At 41.3% G+C, this 19,616-nt stretch carries 12 protein-coding genes; 11 read left to right on the forward strand and 1 reads right to left on the reverse strand.

All coding sequences use genetic code 11. The features are described from left to right. Positions 1-171: 171 nt before the first annotated feature. Genes DKM50_10665 through DKM50_10680 form a run of 4 tightly spaced genes read left to right on the forward strand, consistent with a single transcriptional unit; the run spans position 172 to position 4,578 of the window. On the forward strand, positions 172-756 hold the full coding sequence (locus DKM50_10665) for a hypothetical protein (GenBank protein ID PZM78776.1): 585 nt from the start codon (positions 172-174) through the stop codon (positions 754-756). Next, positions 753-2,981 carry a hypothetical protein gene (locus tag DKM50_10670; GenBank protein ID PZM78777.1) on the forward strand — a complete coding sequence of 743 codons (2,229 nt, stop codon included), beginning with the start codon at positions 753-755 and terminating at the stop codon, positions 2,979-2,981. Before DKM50_10665 ends, DKM50_10670 begins: the two co-directional genes overlap by 4 nt. Positions 2,982-3,004: 23 nt before the next feature. Continuing rightward, a complete protein-coding gene (locus DKM50_10675) occupies positions 3,005-4,195 on the forward strand; it encodes a hypothetical protein (GenBank protein PZM78778.1) in 1,191 nt (396 codons plus the stop codon). After that, on the forward strand, positions 4,195-4,578 hold the full coding sequence (locus DKM50_10680) for a hypothetical protein (protein PZM78779.1): 384 nt from the start codon (positions 4,195-4,197) through the stop codon (positions 4,576-4,578). The genes DKM50_10675 and DKM50_10680 overlap by 1 nt, the downstream gene beginning before the upstream one ends. Before the next feature lie 9 nt (positions 4,579-4,587). On the opposite strand, the gene DKM50_10685 is transcribed toward DKM50_10680, so the two are convergent. Further along, entirely contained in the window at positions 4,588-5,193 is a 606-nt protein-coding gene (locus DKM50_10685; protein ID PZM78780.1) for a hypothetical protein, read from the reverse strand. Between the two features lie 72 nt (positions 5,194-5,265). On the opposite strand from DKM50_10685, the gene DKM50_10690 reads away from it, so the two are divergent. From DKM50_10690 to DKM50_10720, 7 genes are all read left to right on the forward strand, one after another. Then, positions 5,266-5,526, forward strand: coding sequence for a hypothetical protein (locus tag DKM50_10690; GenBank protein ID PZM78781.1), 261 nt, complete (start codon positions 5,266-5,268; stop codon positions 5,524-5,526). A gap of 22 nt (positions 5,527-5,548) precedes the next feature. After that, the gene (locus DKM50_10695; protein PZM78782.1) at positions 5,549-5,743 is read left to right on the forward strand and encodes a hypothetical protein; all 195 of its coding nucleotides are present in this window, start codon (positions 5,549-5,551) and stop codon (positions 5,741-5,743) included. Positions 5,744-6,345: 602 nt separating this feature from the next. Further along, entirely contained in the window at positions 6,346-15,000 is an 8,655-nt protein-coding gene (locus DKM50_10700; GenBank protein PZM78783.1) for a cyclic beta 1-2 glucan synthetase, read from the forward strand. 90 nt (positions 15,001-15,090) lie between these two features. Continuing rightward, positions 15,091-16,548: a KaiC 1 gene (locus tag DKM50_10705; GenBank protein PZM78784.1), complete on the forward strand. Its 1,458-nt coding sequence runs from the start codon at positions 15,091-15,093 to the stop codon at positions 16,546-16,548. 4 nt (positions 16,549-16,552) lie between these two features. Beyond that, positions 16,553-16,861 (forward strand): circadian clock protein KaiB, encoded by a 309-nt coding sequence (locus DKM50_10710; protein ID PZM78785.1) that lies wholly within the window; start codon positions 16,553-16,555, stop codon positions 16,859-16,861. 29 nt (positions 16,862-16,890) lie between these two features. Then, positions 16,891-18,120 (forward strand): hypothetical protein, encoded by a 1,230-nt coding sequence (locus DKM50_10715; protein ID PZM78786.1) that lies wholly within the window; start codon positions 16,891-16,893, stop codon positions 18,118-18,120. 48 nt (positions 18,121-18,168) lie between these two features. After that, positions 18,169-19,353: a hypothetical protein gene (locus tag DKM50_10720; GenBank protein PZM78787.1), complete on the forward strand. Its 1,185-nt coding sequence runs from the start codon at positions 18,169-18,171 to the stop codon at positions 19,351-19,353. Positions 19,354-19,616 lie beyond the last annotated feature (263 nt).

Here is a 19,616-nt window from a genome sequence, read left to right on the forward strand (position 1 = left end):
TCAATCCCTCAAGACGAGATGCGATATTCTGAACGTTGTTTTTTATCAACATACTGTGTTTCCTCTTTTTAAACCAAAGGTTCATAAAAAAACGACCAGTTAGAGTACATCTATATTAGAATATATTTGATATAATAATATCAATAATATCTTAACACAGAAAGAAAAAACATGACTAATAAAGGGATTGTTTATAAAACTGCTGAGACGGAAGAAGATTATAAGGGGATTTATCTTGTAAGAAAAAGTATTTTTGTTGATCAATTCCACTATCGAGAAGATACGATTGTGGTAGAATCTTCACCTAAAGATAGACACTTTATCGCAATAAAAAATGAAGAAATAATAGGTTCTATCACTGTTTCAACACCAAAAGATGAGAAATTATCTATAGAGAACTATTTCGATATATCTTCATTTAAATCGAATAAGGATATCGAAATAAAAAAATTAGCAGTAAAAAATCCTACAAAAAATCTACTTGTAGGTCCTACATTAATAGCACTTGCCTATGAGTATATAAAAAGTTTATCTAAACATAGAATATTTATTTTTGCCCCTATAGTAGGCAACTTATATCATGTGAAATTATGGGAAAAGTTTGGATACAAAATCGTAGGCAGTTTTAATTATGAACAAATTTGTGATGCATATGCGATGTACTTGGATATTAATAGTTTTGAGTCAAGTACAGATTTTATTAAGAGTCGTGAATTCGCTAAAAGAAAATATTCTAAAATAAAGGCACCATTATGAATTTGGTAGCTCTGCTATTAGCCATATCTTTTTTATCAAATATTATTCTTACTATCGTTGTACTATTAAATAGTCAGGATAGAAAAATCAAACTGTTTTTTGCAGGTATATCTTTATCGTTTTCTTTGTGGTCATTAGCATTTTTGGTTATAGAGAATTACCATAATAATGTTGAAATTACAGCTCTTTTCAAAACTGTTTTTATAGGGCCAATATTTGTGCCATTGTTTTCTCTTTACTTTTCATATGTATTTCCAGAGGAAAAAAGCTGTAATTTCAACAAAAAGAATTTATTATATGCAATTCCATCGATCCTGTTTTTAGCATTACTTCCGACAGATTTTATTATCAAATCGGCATTCAAGGCAATAGACGGCAGTCTAATGGTGGAAAGAAATTTTGGGAATCTATTATTCGGAATATATTTCATTTCATATGTCATTATGACTGTTAGGAACCTTTATAAAAAGTATATAAATAGCACAGATTTAGAAAAGGAAAAAATCAAGTATTTTTTCCTAGGAGTAGTCCTTGTGGCATTTCTTGCAACTACACCAAATCTTATCCTACCACTGTTAGGATACAGCAAACTTAACAGAATAGGTCCAATTTTATCAATAATTTTGGTTGCTTTTACAGCTTATGCAATTTCCCGTCATAAATTAATGGATATTCGTATCTTTATAAAAAACTATGTCGCATCATTTATCGCTGTACTATTTTATACTATTGGTTATCTATTTCTCAATAGTGTCAATATTTTGCAGAATTTTATTGTAATTATCAACATAATTTATTTAATAATCTGTGTATTTTCCTTTCACGCCCTCCGTCGAAAACTTACCACCGAAATTAATCATAATGAAGTAATGTACAATTTTGTTAAAGAATCTGCAAACAAATCTGAACGGGTAGAACTGGTTGAGGCAGTCAGGAAACATTTGATCGAGGTCGCCGGATACGAGAAATGCGCGATTTATTCTCTGGATGACAACGTATACCGGCTGAATGTGAGCATGTTCGAATCTGGGGAGATGCCTGAATACTATGAAAAAAGCTCTATTCTGGTCCGTCCGATGGTGGACAAGTATCAGCAGGTCAGGTACTTTTTCCTTCCAAAAGAAAATGCGCATCTGATAAAAGAGACTGAAATCGACCTTGCCGAGGAGATTGGTTATGAAGTGATCTTTGACAGCAAGGGGTATAAAGAAGGTATACACATATTCAAGATATGCAAAGATACGGCAACGGTCGGGCTGGTGTTCCTGAGCGGTAATCTGCCGATGAGAAAACCCGTAAAACAGGTTACCGAGAATATGCTGACACAAGTAGCTGTATCATTTTTTAATGCTTATTACATCGAACAGTTAGAAAGAGCTAGAAAAGAATTAACTAAGAAAGTAGACGCACAAACGAAAGAACTGAGAGAAAGAAATAAGCAACTTGAGAAAACGATCAAGGAAGTAGAAGAGACGCGTGATCTAATGATGCAAACGAGCAGGGATGCTGCAATCGGGCGTGTAGCCGGTGGAATAGCCCACGAGATCAAGAACCCGCTGGCTGGTCTGGAGGCACTTCTCGGCAGGGTAAAAAAAGATCCGGAGTCTATCCATCTACATTATGACCGAGCGATGGTAGGAATAAGGCATATATTCACCATAGTCCGGTCACTGCTCAATGCCTTCCATCACTCGCATATCAACCAGACTAAATTAAACTTAAAAACTGTCGTGGAAGAATCTCTGATATTGTTCGAGCTGAGTTTGGCAGGCAACAAAATACGTATCACCAAAGAACTTAAGGATGTCTATGTTCACGCTTCGGCAGCAGATATACAGCAGTGTATTTTGAACATTATGTATAACGCACGAGATGCCATTACTATGGATAAAACAAAAGCGAGCGGAGCGATTATACTCAGGACGCAGAGAGTAAATGAAAAATCGATATTAACTATAATCGATGACGGTATGGGGATGAAAGAAGAAGTCAAATTACGCATATTTGAACCGTATTTTACTACCAAAGAAATCGGACAGGGCACCGGGATCGGGTTGTACGGGGCAAAGACCCTGCTTAAAAAGAACAGTGCTGAAATAGAATGTGAGAGCGAACCGGGAAAAGGCACGACCTTTACGATGACATTCTCCAAGGTATACGAGGAAGGAACAGAAACAACAGTAGGTGAGCACGCTGTGTCCCACACTAACAATATCGATTCATAACGACATTAATCAAGGAGTAAATTATGAAAAAAGTTTTGGTTTATGATGAAAATACAGAGGATTTTGAACGGCTTCGGTCAGCAGTACCAGGAAATGAATATATTATTGCACAGGATAAGGATAAAATGTGGGAACTGGTTAAGAATGAGGATTACCATGTTATCCTGGCTGACCTGAATATGGGAATGAGCATTGATGCCCGCTTTCTGGCGTTGCTTAAGGCACCGCCTATTGATAAACCGGCACTCATTTACACAAACGTGTTTGGAATGCCAGAACTTAAGAGATCAATGAACCTCCGGGCGAATAATTACATCTTGAAATCAAATCCGTACAACGAGATAGCTGAAGCCATAGAAAATGCAGAATTCCATGAGCAGTACCGGAATACATATACATTGGGCAGCAGTCTGGGATACGCGGATATGATGAGGGTAAAAAAAGATGGTGAAATAGCGGGGTGCCTGGGAGGACAAAAAGTTTTCAAAACTATAGGAAATAAGCCGATAAAAGATTGGACGGAAGAAGACCTATTCAACATAACCGCCGCTGGTGAGTATACTTACGAAGGCACCGGCAGTCTCAAGATAATTAGAAGAGGCGAAAGAACAAAGAGCACAGAACGGAACGTTATATTGTTTGTGGATGATGAAGAACTACTTAGGGACATGCTGAGCCTGGATATTGAAGATCTATTCCGGGAAGCAGGTACCGATGTAGAAATAGTGCGGGCTGGTAGCGCGGAAGAAGCCATTGATGTTTATACAGCAAATAAGAACAGGATTGCGATGAGTATTATCGATATGCGAATGCCGCTTTTCAAAGCTGATGGTGGTATGGTGAGTAATAGTGCCGGAGTCGATGTGTTACGTCGGATAAGGTTTAATGAACCACAGTGCGAATGTATTATTCTGACTGGGTTTTCGTATTCAAAGGAGCTATGTGAGTGTTTCCGGTTAGGTGCTTATGACCTGTGTGATAAGGAACGGAAGGATATATTCTTTGGGTCAGTCATGGAAGGATTCAAGCAGGGACAAAATAATTATCGGGAATATGAGGAAGCATCGTATGTAATGCAATCGTATTATAGACAATCATTTGCCGGAGCGCTTGTAACAGAACTGCTCCATCTTCTTGGACGCACACGAGAATTAAGCTTTGATGACAAGCTTAGGATTATCGAATTTGAATATATGATAACTAAGGTGCTCTAATGAGGAAATTACTTATTGTCGATGATCAGCCATTGGTTGTTTTCATGCTGGAACAGGTTTTAAAAACCAGGTATGAAGTGATCATCGCACGCAGTTATACAGAAGCCGTACGGACATGGAGAGAACACGAAATAGAAATACTTATAACCGATGTTAACCTGAATGACTTTAAGTCCGGGATCGATTTCGTAGCCGAACTTAAGGAAAACAGACCTTCTTTGATTGCGTTTATTTGCAGCGGTGAATGGGCGAATGGAAAGAAAGTGCGGACTAGATTCAGAGATGATGAACTGGTCCGTTTCTTAGAAAAACCGGTGGATATAGGCAAGATCGAGCAATACATAGAGACAGCTTTAAAAAAGAAACAAGAAAGAAATACGTGAAGTCCGAGCTTATGAAGAAAACTTTTGTTCAGCGTAGTCGATATCGGTTGCAAGGAACTTCTTTACTTGTTCATCAGGGATTTTGCCGATTAGTAATTTGATCTGCGAAATGATCTCCCCGGTTGAAGGTGTCGATGGAATATCTTCAAACGAAACACTGTCAAAATTTCCTGCCTGTATCCTCTCATAAAGAGGCAACATCTTTTTCAGGTTTTTGAAGAACCTTTTATTCCTTTCAATTTCATAATGATCGATTGTCCGTTGCAAAAGCAATTCGTTATACGAAATCTCATCAAGACTCATAAGTTGTGCAAACTTTTCCATTTTCTCTTCAGAAAACAGCGTACCTTTATTTTCTATGTTTGTAATAAACGCGGCAGATATCTCCATTTTATCCGCAAGCTGTATCTGGTTAAGTTCCTTAGACGTACGATAGTGCTTAATATATTCTCCAAATGATCCAAGATGTAGCATGATAATTCTCCTTTTTGGTTGACGGTTAACAGTCCACCGTCCACTAATTATAAATATATCAAAACAACTCTTCTTTAACAAGTCAGTTAAACAAATTAACAAATAACACAATTTATCGTTGCAAGTATTATTACTCTCCATACGATATATCAACAAACAGAGAAGTTAAATGCTCTTACAGATTTGTTAATTACACCAAGGGAGAGATAAAAAATGAAATGCAAACAAGCAATTAATCCTACTACTACCGCTGAAGGGACCTGCGTGAACATGTTCATGGACCTTTACGAGGGACTATCGGACATATATCTGGAAAAAGCGGAAAAGGCAACTACAGAAGAAGAGAAAAATTACTACTACAACAAAGTACTGTATTACTCAGGACTCAGAGCAGTTTTAAAAGATCGACACATCTCGCCGCTACGGCTCACTATGAATCCTGCACTCATTGGTCGATCCGAAGATGACAAATAACTTAATTAGAGAAGGTTTCGCTATGAAAAACAAAGGTGATTTTTGGGAAGCATTGGAAAAAGCTGGCTTGGTTATCGGGGCAAAATATATGCAGTATCTATCAAATAAATATGTAGCAAAAGCCGAAAGAGTACCTGGTGTTGACGAAAAAAAGCATTGCTACAACAAAGTACTGCTCTATTCGGGCCTGAAGGCGGGTGTGGAGTCTTTCATTTAAAAACATAAGCTATTTGATAAAAACAAAGAGGTTTTTATCGAGTATTTACTTGAGAAGTATCAATGTACTTCTATTAGTGAAAGAAAAATCTCCTTCATAAGTATATCAACCGATACTTTTTCCGGTTCATTATGGGAATCAATGATATTAAAGCAAATACAAGAGATATTTATTTTTCTTATCCATATCTTTATACTTGACTCTATGTTATTATTTTGCTAACGAAATAACCAAAATGAATAAATTTCGCAATAACCTTTAACGGATTAACTCAGAAAGAGCTTACCGCCAAAGCCGAAGCATCACTCTCTAATATTTCTTAATATGAATCAGGAAACCTTTTTCACCTGATAAAAAATGGTTTTATTTTAAATAAGAACTCACAATTTCAAGACAGATTCCAGCTTGATATTTTTTTAGTATTTGAAGGTAACTATATCATCAATTTTTCTGAGGAAGTGAAAAATGGATGTAGTGTAAAAAAAAACCTTAAATGACGGTTAGTCACACAAAGAAATATTTAGAAACGCCCTTTTCGACAGATAGCAGCAATAGAGACTGATCGTTGGAAGTTGCGCAGACTCGTACCGATTGGAGAATTTATGGAGCAGCCTTTAAGAGCGGAATTATTTAGTATGGAGCAAATGGCCGAGTATGCAAAAGGACTTGCCCAGAGGCATGAACATGAAATCATACGCAGTCCTGACCGCCTTTTGCCTCGCCTTTATGAAAATGAAAAGCTTTTATTGGAAACATATCAGTTGTTACAAGTTGAGGCTGTTAAGAATAATCCCCTTCTCCCCGCTGAAGAGTGGTTTTTGGATAACTTTTATATTATTGAAGAACAAATTCTAATCTCACGCAAACATTTGCCGAAATCTTATAGTCGGGAATTGCCCAGTCTTAAAACCGGTAAAACTAAGGGTTTCCCTCGTGTTTATGCTATGGCATTAAAGGTGATCTCTCATGGAGATGGCCGAGTGGATGAAGTGGGCCTCAGTGCTTTTGTTGACGCTTACCAAACTACTGTTACTCTAACACTTGGTGAATTATGGGCCATCCCGATTATGCTTCGGCTGGCTCTTATTGAAAACCTGCGCCGGGTAGCGACAAGAATTGCTGCCAGTAAATTAGATCGTAAACTGGGGGATTATTGGGCTGACCGCATGACCACTGTATCCGAAAAAGACCCCAAAAATCTTATTATAGAAATCTCGGATATGGCTCGATCAAGCCCTCCGATGTCCAGTGCATTTGTGGCGGCACTTGCGCGCCGGCTTCAAGGTCAGAGCCTGGCTTTACCTATGACGTGGATTGAACAACGTTTAACCGAATTTGGGTTTAATGTTGAACAGATGGTTCACATGGAAAATCAGAGACAGGCTGAAGACCAGGTTTCAGTTAGTAACAGTATTGCTAGCTTGCGGTTTTTAACTGCTATAGATTGGAGGGGGTTTGTGGAAGCCTTGAGTAAGGTAGAGCAAACCCTTTCCTTTGATCCTATGGGGGTCTATTCCCGCTCTGATTTTGCTACTCGCGACCGGTGTCGACACCGGGTGGAATTATTGGCTAAACGTTGCTCACTACCTGAAAAGGATATCGCAGCCAGGGCCTTAGATCTTGCTCAGCAGTCGGTGGCAGTTAATGGACTGGATAATCGAATGTCACACGTTGGTTACTATTTGTTGGACCACGGTATTGTTCAGTTGGAACAATTGGTTAAGCCCAAATTCACGATACGTGAGCAGCTAGAACGTTTTATATGCAGGTTCCCGCTTTTTTTATATTTAAGTTCAATAGGATTGTTTACACTCTTATTTATGGGGATAATTTTATTAAATATACATCACATTCCTGGTCTCCCGCTTTGTTTAACCGGTATTTTGGTACTTATCGGTGCCAGCCAGCCGGCGGTCAATCTTGTTAACTGGCTGACAGCACGACTAATTAATCCAGGGGGCCTTGCCCGTATGGATTATTCCAAAGGCATCCCCCCGGAAGCCCGAACACTAGTAGTCATTCCCTGCATGTTATCTAGTCCCGAAAATATCTCTTCTTTGCTGGAGAATCTTGAGGTTTTATACTTGGCTAACCGGGATAATCTTTTACATTTTGGCCTGGTGACAGATTTTCAAGATGCACCACAGGAACAATTGTCCGAAGATAACAATTTATTCGAAGCTGCAAAAACCAGGATCGAGGACTTAAATGCCCGGTATCCTCAGGATCAGGCTGAAAAGTTTTACCTTTTTCATCGACCGCGCCAATGGAATCCCCAGGAGAATTGCTGGATGGGACGGGAACGCAAGCGTGGCAAATTGGAGAACCTTAATATTATTATTTGCGGGGGTATGCCAGAACCAGGAACAGTAATAGTTGGGGATACCTCTATTCTTGAATTAGTGAAGTATGTAATAACCCTAGACACGGATACACAGCTCACGCTTGATTCAGCCAGAACTCTTGTTGCGACAATGAACCATCCGCTAAACCGACCGCAATATGATGATGAGTCAAAAAGTGTCTGCGCGGGTTATGGCATTTTGCAGCCTCGCATGGAAAATAGTATGAATGCCGTGAGTAAATCCTGGCTCGTAAAGTTGTTTGGGGGGCAAGTAGGCATTGATCCGTATACCTTGGCTGTATCCGATGTTTATCAGGATTTGTTTCGGGAAGGTTCTTTTGTTGGTAAAGGTATCTATGATGTGGATGTGATCCATAAAGTCTTAACCAAGAGATTCCCGGTGAATCGTGTTTTATCTCATGATCTGCTGGAGGGTGGATATGTTCGTTCCGGACTTGTAAGCGATGTAGTGCTGTATGAACATTATCCATCTCATTACCTTGCTGATGCCCAACGACGCCATCGATGGATCAGAGGCGATTGGCAAATTGCGCGTTGGCTATGTGCCCGTGTGCCTGGATTAGATGGCACAATAAAAAATCCTTTGGGATCAATTTACCGCTGGAAGATTTTTGACAATTTACGTCGCAGTTTGATAGCTCCGGCTCTTATCACGCTGCTTGCTATTGCCTGGTTGATGCCGTTATCAGCTGGATTGTTCACGTTTCTCTTTCTGGCTATGTTTTTTTTACCGCCTTGTCTTTTTGCTGTTGTTGCTGTGCTATTTCAGAAACCACAAGAACTTTTATTTCTGATTCATGTTCGTTACATATTCCAGGATCTTTATCGAAACCTGGCAAGGTCCATGATACGTTTGGCATTATTACCATACGAGGCCTATTATTGTCTTGATGCAATTATCCGTACATGGTTCCGATTATGGATTACCCATAAAAACCTATTAATATGGTGTCCATCTAATAACTCCAGCCATAACAGCATGGGACTTGCCCATGTATGGAAATCTATGGGGATGTTATCAGCACTGTCTTTTGGGGTTGGGCTAATAATACTTGGCAAGCCTGAAATACAACTTGCACCGCTTGCATTGATTGTTTTATGGTTTTTTTCGCCCCTTTTGGTTTGGTTTATTAGCAGTCCGCAGGTAGTTCATATTAATAATATTTTACCTGAGCAGACACTATTTCTGCATAAGCTGGCTCGGCGTACATGGCAGTTTTTTGATTCTTTTGTTAATGAAGAAGATAATTGGTTGCCGGTGGACAATGTCCAGGAAAAACCCTTATCCTCAAAGGCGCACCGTACATCTCCTACAAATATCGGGATGTATTTGCTTGCAAATCTGACGGCATATGACTTTGGATATATCTCTACAGAGAAACTGCTATCCCGTGTAACCAGAACCATACATACGATGGAAAATATGGAGCGGTTCCGAGGGCATTTTTACAATTGGTATGACACTCAAACTCTGCAACCTTTAGGTCCATTATATGTTTCAAGTGTAGATAGCGGCAACCTCTCAGGTCATTTGTTAGTTTTGAGGCAGGGATTACTCGCAATGCCTGATCATCCTGTTGCTGGGGTAAGGATAGCGGAAGGATGGCTTGATACCTATGCTATTTTCGAAGAAACAATGGGCAACTCAGGGCATAAGTATTCTTTAAAAGCTGCAGATAATCTTAAGAAATTATTTCAACAGTTGGAGGTTATCCCGGCAGGACTTGGAGATCGACTCAATCAGCTTCATCTTTTGCAAACCTTGAGCACTGAACTATGCGCCGGACTTTCTGAATTCCCAGAGGCTTTCTTTTGGATGGATTCCCTGAAGCAGCAATTCCGGGATCATCAGGAAGATATTAGGTTTATGGCTCCCTGGCTAAGCTTACCACTACCCGATGAAGAATTCTGGAAGGATGAAAATGAAGTCGCAGCTCAGTCTCTTGATAGAATCAAAGCTATCTGGGAAATGCTTAATAATACTCCGACATTGAGAGATATTGCAGGCCTTGGATCTCAGGTTTTGCCATTGATTGCGCAGCTTGTATCGATACAGGGCCAGGAAAAACAGGATACCTGGTTGTCACAGTTACAGAAATCAACCGTTGACGCAGTAAATAGGGCAATGGCTAGGATAGCGGCATTAGAAAAGCAAGCCCAGCTGTGCAGCTCATTAGTTGAAATGGAGTACGATTTTTTATACGATTCATCCAGACACCTTTTAGCTATCGGTTACAATGTCAGCGAACACAGGCGTGACGAAGGTTATTACGATCTGTTAGCATCAGAAGCTCGTTTAGGTAGTTATGTTGCAATTGCTCAAGGATATATACCCCAAGAAAACTGGTTTTCACTTGGACGGCAATTGACCATATCAGGAAGGTTTCCGGTTTTGCTCTCCTGGGGCGGTTCAATGTTTGAGTACCTTATGCCGTTATTGGTAATGCCTACGTATAAGAACACGCTGCTTGATCAAACATTCTATGCAGTCGTCTCAAGGCAAATTGAGTATGGGAATGAACGCGGTGTTCTCTGGGGAATATCTGAGTCCGGCTACAACATAACTGACGCGAACCTGCAATATCAATATCGAGCTTTTGGCATTCCTGGGCTTGGGTTTAAACGCGGATTATCCGATGACCTTGTGATCACGCCTTATGCTTCTGCTCTTGCTTTAATGGTGAAACCAGATGCAGCTACAGAGAACTTGCAGCGTTTGGCTAAGTCTGGACTTCAAGGTCGATATGGTTTGTATGAAGCTGTAGATTTCACTCCGGCGCGTTTATCAAGTGGCCAAAAGTTTGCGGTAGTAAGCTCTTACATGGCCCATCACCAGGGCATGGTTTTGTTATCTTTATCATATTTTCTTCTAGGGCGTCCTATGCAAAAACGCTTTCATTCCGAACCAAGATTTTTAGCTGCTGATCTGTTACTTCAGGAGCGGGTTCCGAAGGTTACTCCTGCATATCCACATGCTTTTGAAGTTACTGAGCGACCATGGCAAACCATGGAAAGGCAATCACTGCTGCGTATCTATAATACGCCAAATACACCGTTTCCTGAAGTTCACCTATTATCCAATGGACGATACCAATTGATGGTAACTCAGGCTGGTGGCGGATATAGTCGTTGGAAAGATTTTGCATTAACACGCTTCCGGGAAGATGCGACGCTGGATAATACCGGATTATTTTGCTATATCCGTGATGTCGAGAGGAATGAATCTTGGTCCGCAGCATATCAGCCTGTCTGTAAGTCAGCCAAAAATTATGAAGCAATTTTTTCTCAGGCCAGAGCGGAGTTCCGTCGTCGAGATCAGGAACTGGATACTCATACTGAGATCGTAGTTTCTCCAGAAGATGATATTGAAATGCGGCGCATTCGTATCACAAATTATTCCCGAAAACCGCGAGTGCTTGATGTGACATCTTATGCTGAAGTGGTCCTTGCTCCGGCAGCGGCTGAAATTACACATCCGGCCTTTAATAATTTATTTGTTCAAACTGAAATTTTACCTAATAAAAATAGCATTCTTTGTAGTCGTCGACCTCGCTCCGCGGAAGAGTCCCCACCCTGGATGTTTTGCCTTATGGTTATTCATGGGGCTACAGTTTCTGAAATTTCTTATGAAACGGACCGATTAAAATTTATTGGTCGGGGAAGAAGTGTCGCGGACCCTGTTGCTTTAGAGAATAGGCAACTCACTAATAGCGAAGGAGCTGTTCTTGATCCGGTAGTGGCAATACGGAGCAGAATTACCATAGAACCGGAAGGTACTGCGGTAGTAAATATAGTTCTTGGAGCAGCTGAAACCCGAGAAATTGCGCTCGGATTAATTGAAAAATATAATGATTGGCGACTATCCGACCGGGTTTTTGAACTGGCTTTCAGCCATGGTCAAGTACTGCTACATCAGATGAACGCAACTGAGGCCGATGCGCAACTTTATGCCCGGCTTGCCAGCTCAGTTATTTTTCCCAGTCCTTCCAGCAGGGCGCAACAAAGCATCATCCTGAAAAACAAAAGAGGACAGTCAGGTTTGTGGGGATACGGTATTTCAGGGGATCTGCCAATCGTGCTTTTGCGTATTTCCGACTCAGCAAATATTGATCTTGTACGCCGCATGGTACAAGCACACGCTTATTGGCGTAGAAATGGACTGGCTGTTGACCTGGTGATTTGGAACGAGGACCCTTCCGGGTACCGACAGCAGTTGCAGGAAAAAATTATGGGTTTGATTGCCTCAAGTCTGGAGGCTCATATAGTGGACAGACCAGCGGGAATTTTTATCAGAAAAACTGATCAGATCCCGGATGAAGATCAAATTCTTATGCAAACCGTGGCCAGAATTATCCTCACTGACTGGCTGGGACCGATTGAGGATCAGATTATCCGCAGAGGTCAGGCAGAATTCAGTATGCCAACTTTCACGACATCTCGTTTACGGCGTTTACTGCCAGAAAAAACAGCAAATTTGATACACAGAGACTTGCTTTTTTTTAATGGAATCGGCGGGTTCACTCACGATGGCAAGGAGTATATTTTAACCACCTCCCCTAATCAAATGACACCGATGCCTTGGTCAAATGTACTTGCTAATCCATATTTCGGGTCGGTCATTTCGGAGAGTGGTTCTGCATACACTTTTAGTGAAAATGCCCATGAGTTCAGGATAACTCCCTGGAATAATGATCCGGTTTGTGATTCCGGTGGAGAAGCTTTTTATTTGCGTGATGAAGAAACCGGTCGATTCTGGTCTCCGGCTCCGTTCCCTGCCCGGGGAATCAAGCCTTATACAACCAGGCATGGTTTCGGTTACAGTATTTTTGAGTACACGGATTTTGGAATAACTTCGGAATTAACCACTTATGTTGCAATTGATGCCCCGGTAAAATTCTGCGTATTGAAAGTTAGCAATATATCGGGACGAAATCGGCGTCTCTCGGCTACGGGTTTTGTGACCTGGGTCCTGGGAGAGCTTAGACATAAAACTTTAATGCATGTAGTGACTGAAATCGATCCTAAATGTAATGCTATGTTTGCACACAATCCTTATAATCTTGAATTTTCTGGTCGAGTAGCTTTTATTGATATGAATGGTACAAATCGTTATGTGACAGGAGATAGAACAGAGTTTATCGGACGAAACAAAAGTTTGAAGAACCCTTCAGCGATGGGTCGATCGCGACTATCAAATAAAGTTGGAGCAGCACTAGATCCATGCGGTGCCGTACAAACCATGTTTGACCTTACTGATGGTCAGGAACATGAAATTGTTTTTATTCTAGGGGCCGGTCATAATATCGATGAAGCCAGGTCGCTGGTCCAACGCTTTCGCGGTGCTGGCCCGGCCATAGCAGCATTGAAGGCTGTCGGAGAATTCTGGGATCGTAGTCTTGGGGCGGTTCATGTAGACACTCCGGACCTGAGTTTAAATATTTTGGCTAACGGTTGGTTGCTTTATCAAACTATAGCCTGTCGCCTTTGGGCAAGAAGTGGTTATTACCAATCGGGTGGTGCTTTTGGGTTCAGAGACCAGTTACAAGACACATTAGCGTTACTACATAACGAGCCACAAATGCTAAGAGAGCAGATTCTTCTCTGCGCTAAGCATCAGTTCCGGGAAGGTGACGTTCAGCATTGGTGGCATCCTCCACAGGGGCGAGGTGTGAGGACTCGCTGTTCGGATGATTATCTATGGCTGCCATTTGCTGTTAGTCGTTATATTTCCGGAACCGGGGACACTGGTGTACTTGAGGAAATGGTGGAGTTTATTGAAGGTAGATTAGTTAGCATGGAAGAAGACGCATATTATGATCTTCCGCAGCGTTCAGAAGAAAAATCTTCGCTGTACGATCATTGCGCTCGCGCAATTTTGCTAGGCCTGCGATATGGCGTTCACGGTTTGCCGCTAATGGGAACAGGAGACTGGAATGATGGCATGAATCTAGTGGGTGAAAAAGGTCAGGGAGAGAGTGTATGGCTGGCTTTTTTCCTCTATGATATTCTGATCAGTTTTTCTGAAATTGCAAAAGGAAAGAAAGATACTAATTTTGCACAACAGTGCAATACTGAAGCTAAACGTTTGAAGAAAAACATCAATACTCATACCTGGAATGGCAGTTGGTGGTTACGTGCTTTTTTTGATAATGGAGACACTTTAGGCTCAATAGCTAATAATGAGTGCTGTATTGATTTATTGCCCCAGAGCTGGGCGGTATTGTCACAGGCTGGAGATTCTGAACGCCAGGCAACAGCCATGCAATCCGTTGATGAATATCTGGTCAAACACCAGTCAGGTTTGATCCAGTTGTTTGATCCTCCTTTTGACAAAAGTACAAATGATCCGGGTTATATTAAAGGCTATGTACCTGGAGTTAGAGAAAATGGAGGACAGTACAGCCATGCTGCGGTCTGGGCTGTCATGGCAATGGCTTCAGTAGGCGAATCACAAAAAGCCTGGGATTGGTTCTCGTTGATAAATCCGATCAATCACAGCAGTACTTCAGAACAAATTGAGATATATAAAACCGAACCTTATGTTATGGTTGGCGATATTTATTCGCAATCGCCTCACGTCGGCAGAGGCGGCTGGTCATGGTACACAGGGTCAGCAGGTTGGATGTATCAGCTTATACTGGAATCATTGCTAGGGTTAAAGCTTGAAGTTGATAAACTTACGTTTGCGCCGTGCTGGAAAAAAGACTGGGATACCTTTCATATCCATTACCGTTATCGAGAAACAGTCTACCATATCACGGTTGAACGTCTGAGAGAAGGAAATCCTGTGAAAAAGGTAATACTTGATGATGTGGCCCAGCCGTGTTTCTTTCTGCCGCTTATTGACGATCAAATGGAACATCGGGCAATAGTTGTCGTAGGGGAAGATTGATCTTACGTTTCTCCATCCTTGAATTAATTCTATCACTATGTTAAACGTAAGTCCCAAGAAATACATGCATTGAGCTAAGGTGGTGGCTTTATGGTTATCAAAAAAAAGACTTCAGTGCCGGTAACGTTGAAAAAGACCTTAACCGGGATTAAGGGTTTTGATGAGATTACTTTCGGCGGGGTTCCCAAAGGAAGATCAACACTAATTGTTGGTGGGCCGGGTTCCGGGAAGACCGTGTTTTCAATGGAATTCCTGGTACAGGGAATACGGCATTGGAATGAACCAGGACTTTTTATTTCCTTCGAGGAAACCTTTGTGGACTTAGTCGAGAATTTTGGCTCCATGGGGTATGATCTGAACAAGCTGTCTAAGGAAGGGAAACTCATTATTGATCAAATCGTTATTAAGAGCGGAGATGTAAGGGAATCTGGGGAATATAATCTCGACGGGTTGTTCTCCCGGATGGAACATTATATTGTCACCAACAATGTAAAACGGGTGGTAATAGATACCATAGAAGCGCTTTTCAGCAAGATACCCAGTGAGGTAATTCTTCGCTCCGAACTGCGCAGGCTATTCTTATGGCTCAAGAGCAAAGGTGTCACGGCATTGATAACAGCAGAGCCAGGGCAGTATATGATGACACGACATGGGATTGAGGAGTATGTTGCTGATTGTCTTATAATCCTGGACTTAAGGATTTTTGAACAACTTATGACCAGGCGTTTGCGCATTATGAAATACAGAGGCTCGGCTCATGGCACCAACGAATATCCCTTCATCATTGATAATACGGGATTCTCTGTACTTCCGATCACTTCAATAGGACTGGAACATAAGATATCATCAGACTTTCTCTCTTCAGGAATCCAGGGAATGGATGAGCTGCTTGGAGGAAAAGGGTTTTATCGTGGCAGCTCTATTGTGATCTCAGGGATGGCAGGCTCAGGTAAATCAATTTTTGCTGCTTCTGTCTGTAATACTGCCTGTGAACAGGGGCTAAAATGTCTGTACTTATCTTCTGAGGAATCACATGACCAGGTTATCAGGAATATGAAATCAGTAGGACTAGACCTTGAGCCGTGGGTCAAGAAGGACCTCCTTAAGTTTAGTGCCTCCAGACCTAACAGTAACGGGCTGGAATCACATCTCTTAACTATCTATGATCTGACCGAATCGTTTAAGCCGGATGTCGTTGTTTTTGACCCCGTTACCAATCTTACTACCGTCGGTTCAATAAATGAGGTTAAGTCAATGTTAACAAGAATGATGGACTACCTCAAAAAGAACCTGATAACAACCGTGCTTACTGATCTTACCAGTGGAGGGGCCGTGCCGGAACATACCAATGTAAAGATCTCCTCACTTATAGATTCCTGGGTTGTTCTTGCTGTAGCAAGAGAAAAAAGTAAACGAAAAAGGGAATTGTTTATAATGAAAACCCGTGGTATTGCGAGTAGTCCAAATGTCTATGATTTTGCTATAACCTATCGAGGAATCGAAATTTTTAAGAATGATCAAATGCAAGAAGAAAAGCTGGTAGCGTGATACTATGGAGAATAAAAAAGAAAAAGAACCTGTTCCCGAAACCTGGCAACTTAGACTCTATGTCGCAGGAGAGACAGCCAGGTCTGTTGCAGCTATTTCCAACTTGCGTAAGATCTGTGAGGAATACCTTGCGGGCCACTATCACCTAGAAGTGATCGATGTATTTAAGGTCCCCATGCTTGGTATCGAGGATCAGGTAGTCGCTATTCCCACCTTAATCAAAAGGCAGCCTCAACCGGAGAGGCGAATCATTGGTAACCTTTCCAATACAGAAGAAGTCTTGGCCAGTCTTGATATTAAACGAGGTACATAAGAATAGACGGAATGTAAGTATGGTATGAAATGATGGGCAAAACACATAAAAATAATGAAAATGAAAAGGTGCTTCAAGAAACCAACGCTGCATTCATTGATGCGAAGAACAAGCTTGAAGAACAGCAATCTTTGCTAAGCGTTGTGATAGAGAATCTGCCTGTGGGGGTCATTATTGCCGAAGTCCCATCGGGAAAAATAGTTCTGGGCAATATTGCTATGGAAACTATATGGCGCATGCCACTCCTTCGTGCACAATTTCTGGATGATTACCTCAATTTCAAGCGATTTCATTTGGACGGACGCCGATATCTTATATCTGAACTTTCTCTCATAAGAGCTATTGCCGGTGGAGAGATAGTCATAGAGGCAGAAGAGATCATTGAACGGGGTGATGGCAGCCGCGGGATCATCCAGACTAACGCAGCTCCGATCAAGAATGCAAATGGTACTGTCATTGCTGCAGTGTCTACAAATATCGATATTAGCGCTCGCAAACAGACTGAAGAACGACTGAAAAGACTTAGTGATACTTTTGAGCAGCAGGTTTTTGAGCGGACGGCACAGATACAAGTCACCAATCAAGAGTTGGGTTCGGTGATCTATAGCATGTCCCATGATCTTTATAGCCCGCTAAGAGGCATCAGTGGGTTTATCGGATTCCTCAGTGAAAAGCTAGAGAAAAAGCAAGTTGATGCCGAAACAAGATCATATACAGACCGTATCCAGGGGATAGTAAATAGAATGGAACATATGGTAGGCGCGATCCATTTTCTGCTGGATATATTTAGGACTGACTATAAGCAACAGGAGATTAAATTATCAGAGATGGTTGCAGAAATAGCAGCAGATTTTAAGAACAAATCCCCGCAGCGAACGGGCGAGTTCATTATAGAGCCTCATCTTGTGTGCTGCGCAGATAAAGAAGCAATCAGGGAGCTCTTAAATAACATGCTCTCAAATGCTTGGAAGTATACGACTCACAAACCTTACAGGATAGAGTTCGGAAAAATCGTTAAAGATGGGCAGCCTGTGTACTTTATCAAGGATAACGGCATCGGCTTTGATAATAAGAATGCCACTCAAATATTCCGCCCCTTTTCTCAACTCGGGGGATATCCCACTGGCGAAACCGGATATGGGATCGGACTGGCTATTGCCCATGCTATTATCAAGAAGCACCTTGGCGATTTATGGGCCGATGGGGAAGAAGGTAAAGGAGCGACATTCTATTTCACTCTTGGCGGCAGAGAGACCTGAAAGGAAGAGCCAAAGGCTGCAAAAACATGGAAATTAGAGGTGATACTAATGAATGAGCTAATAAATAATAATGACCTGGGAGATGAAGCGGCAAGGCTCCGTGGTGAAAACAAAGAACTGCGCAGCAATCTTCAGTCCTCACAAAAACAAACTGTCAGGCTCGAACTAGAGTTAATAAAACGATCAAAGATTGAAGTGGAGAACATATTTTATCTCCTCCATGAGAGCATCCCTTATGGGGTGTGGATTGCAGATTCGAACGGAGAGATGTCTTATTTCAGTCAGGTATTCCTTGATCTGCTCGGTATAAGCATGAAAGAAGCAAAAGGATACGGCTGGACGAAGCAACTAGCTACAGAAGATAAAGACCGAATTATGGAATCTTGGCGCCATACCATCAAAACAGGGTCGTTCTGGAATTGCGAATTTATGGTTTTAGGTGCAGATAAGGTTTTCCACACCATACTTAGCAGGGGTATACCTGCTCAGGACAATAACGGAAATATTTATCAATGGGCTGGTATCAATATAGATATTACAGAACTAAGTAGACAAATTCTCAATTTGAAGATATCCAACGAAGACCTGGAAACCATTATTTATAACCTGACACACGATCTGAGAGCACCACTGCGCAGTATCAGCGGTTTTGCTCATATCCTGTCTGAGGAGTACGGACATTGCCTAGGGAAAGGCCAGGAATACATGGACCGGATGAAGGCAGCCATTCGTAACCTTAACACCATGATTGATGCCATACTTAATCTGTTAAAGCTTACTAAGGAAAACTTAACCACCGAAGATATAGATTTAACACAGATAGCCGAAACGGTGGTAACCGACTATGCCGAAACCCATCCACAGGAAAAGCTGGAGGTACATATCCAGCAAGGGTTAAAAGCCACTGGCACCCAGGTACTACTCCAGATATTGATCGAGAATTTAATCGGTAATGCCATTAAATACACCAGGCCAAAGCCGGTGAGAAAAATTGAATTCGGAGCCATGGTTAAAGATGGAACGCTTGTTTATTATATAAGAGATAATGGCATCGGTTTTGATATGAAAGATGCTGAGAATATATTCAAGCCATTTCAGAGACTAGAGAAGACATATGAGGGCGTAGGCGTAGGATTAGCCAGTGCTAAGCAAATAGTCCTTAAACATGGCGGTCGCATCTGGGCAGAAAGTGAACCGGATAAATGGGCAACATTTTATTTTACACTGGGTTAATAGAGTAATCTCTTATTTATAATTCAAAACATTCGTCTCTAAAAATATTGTGCTTTGATTCCCATTAACGTTCAGTTAGGATCTCTTCTTCAAAAGATATTTCTGCATTTCTTGCCCATTCGGAAACGAGTGACTTTGGATGTTTCTTCGTCATTACTATTGAACCCCAACTCCTAAACAGAGAACTATATCAACTCAAAAAAACATTGTAGTGATATTGAAAAATAGAGTCAAACAAGGATCACCTAATTGGTGAGAAAATA

This window comes from Candidatus Margulisiibacteriota bacterium (genome assembly GCA_003242895.1).
Lineage (GTDB): Bacteria > Margulisbacteria > Riflemargulisbacteria > GWF2-39-127 > GWF2-39-127 > GWF2-39-127.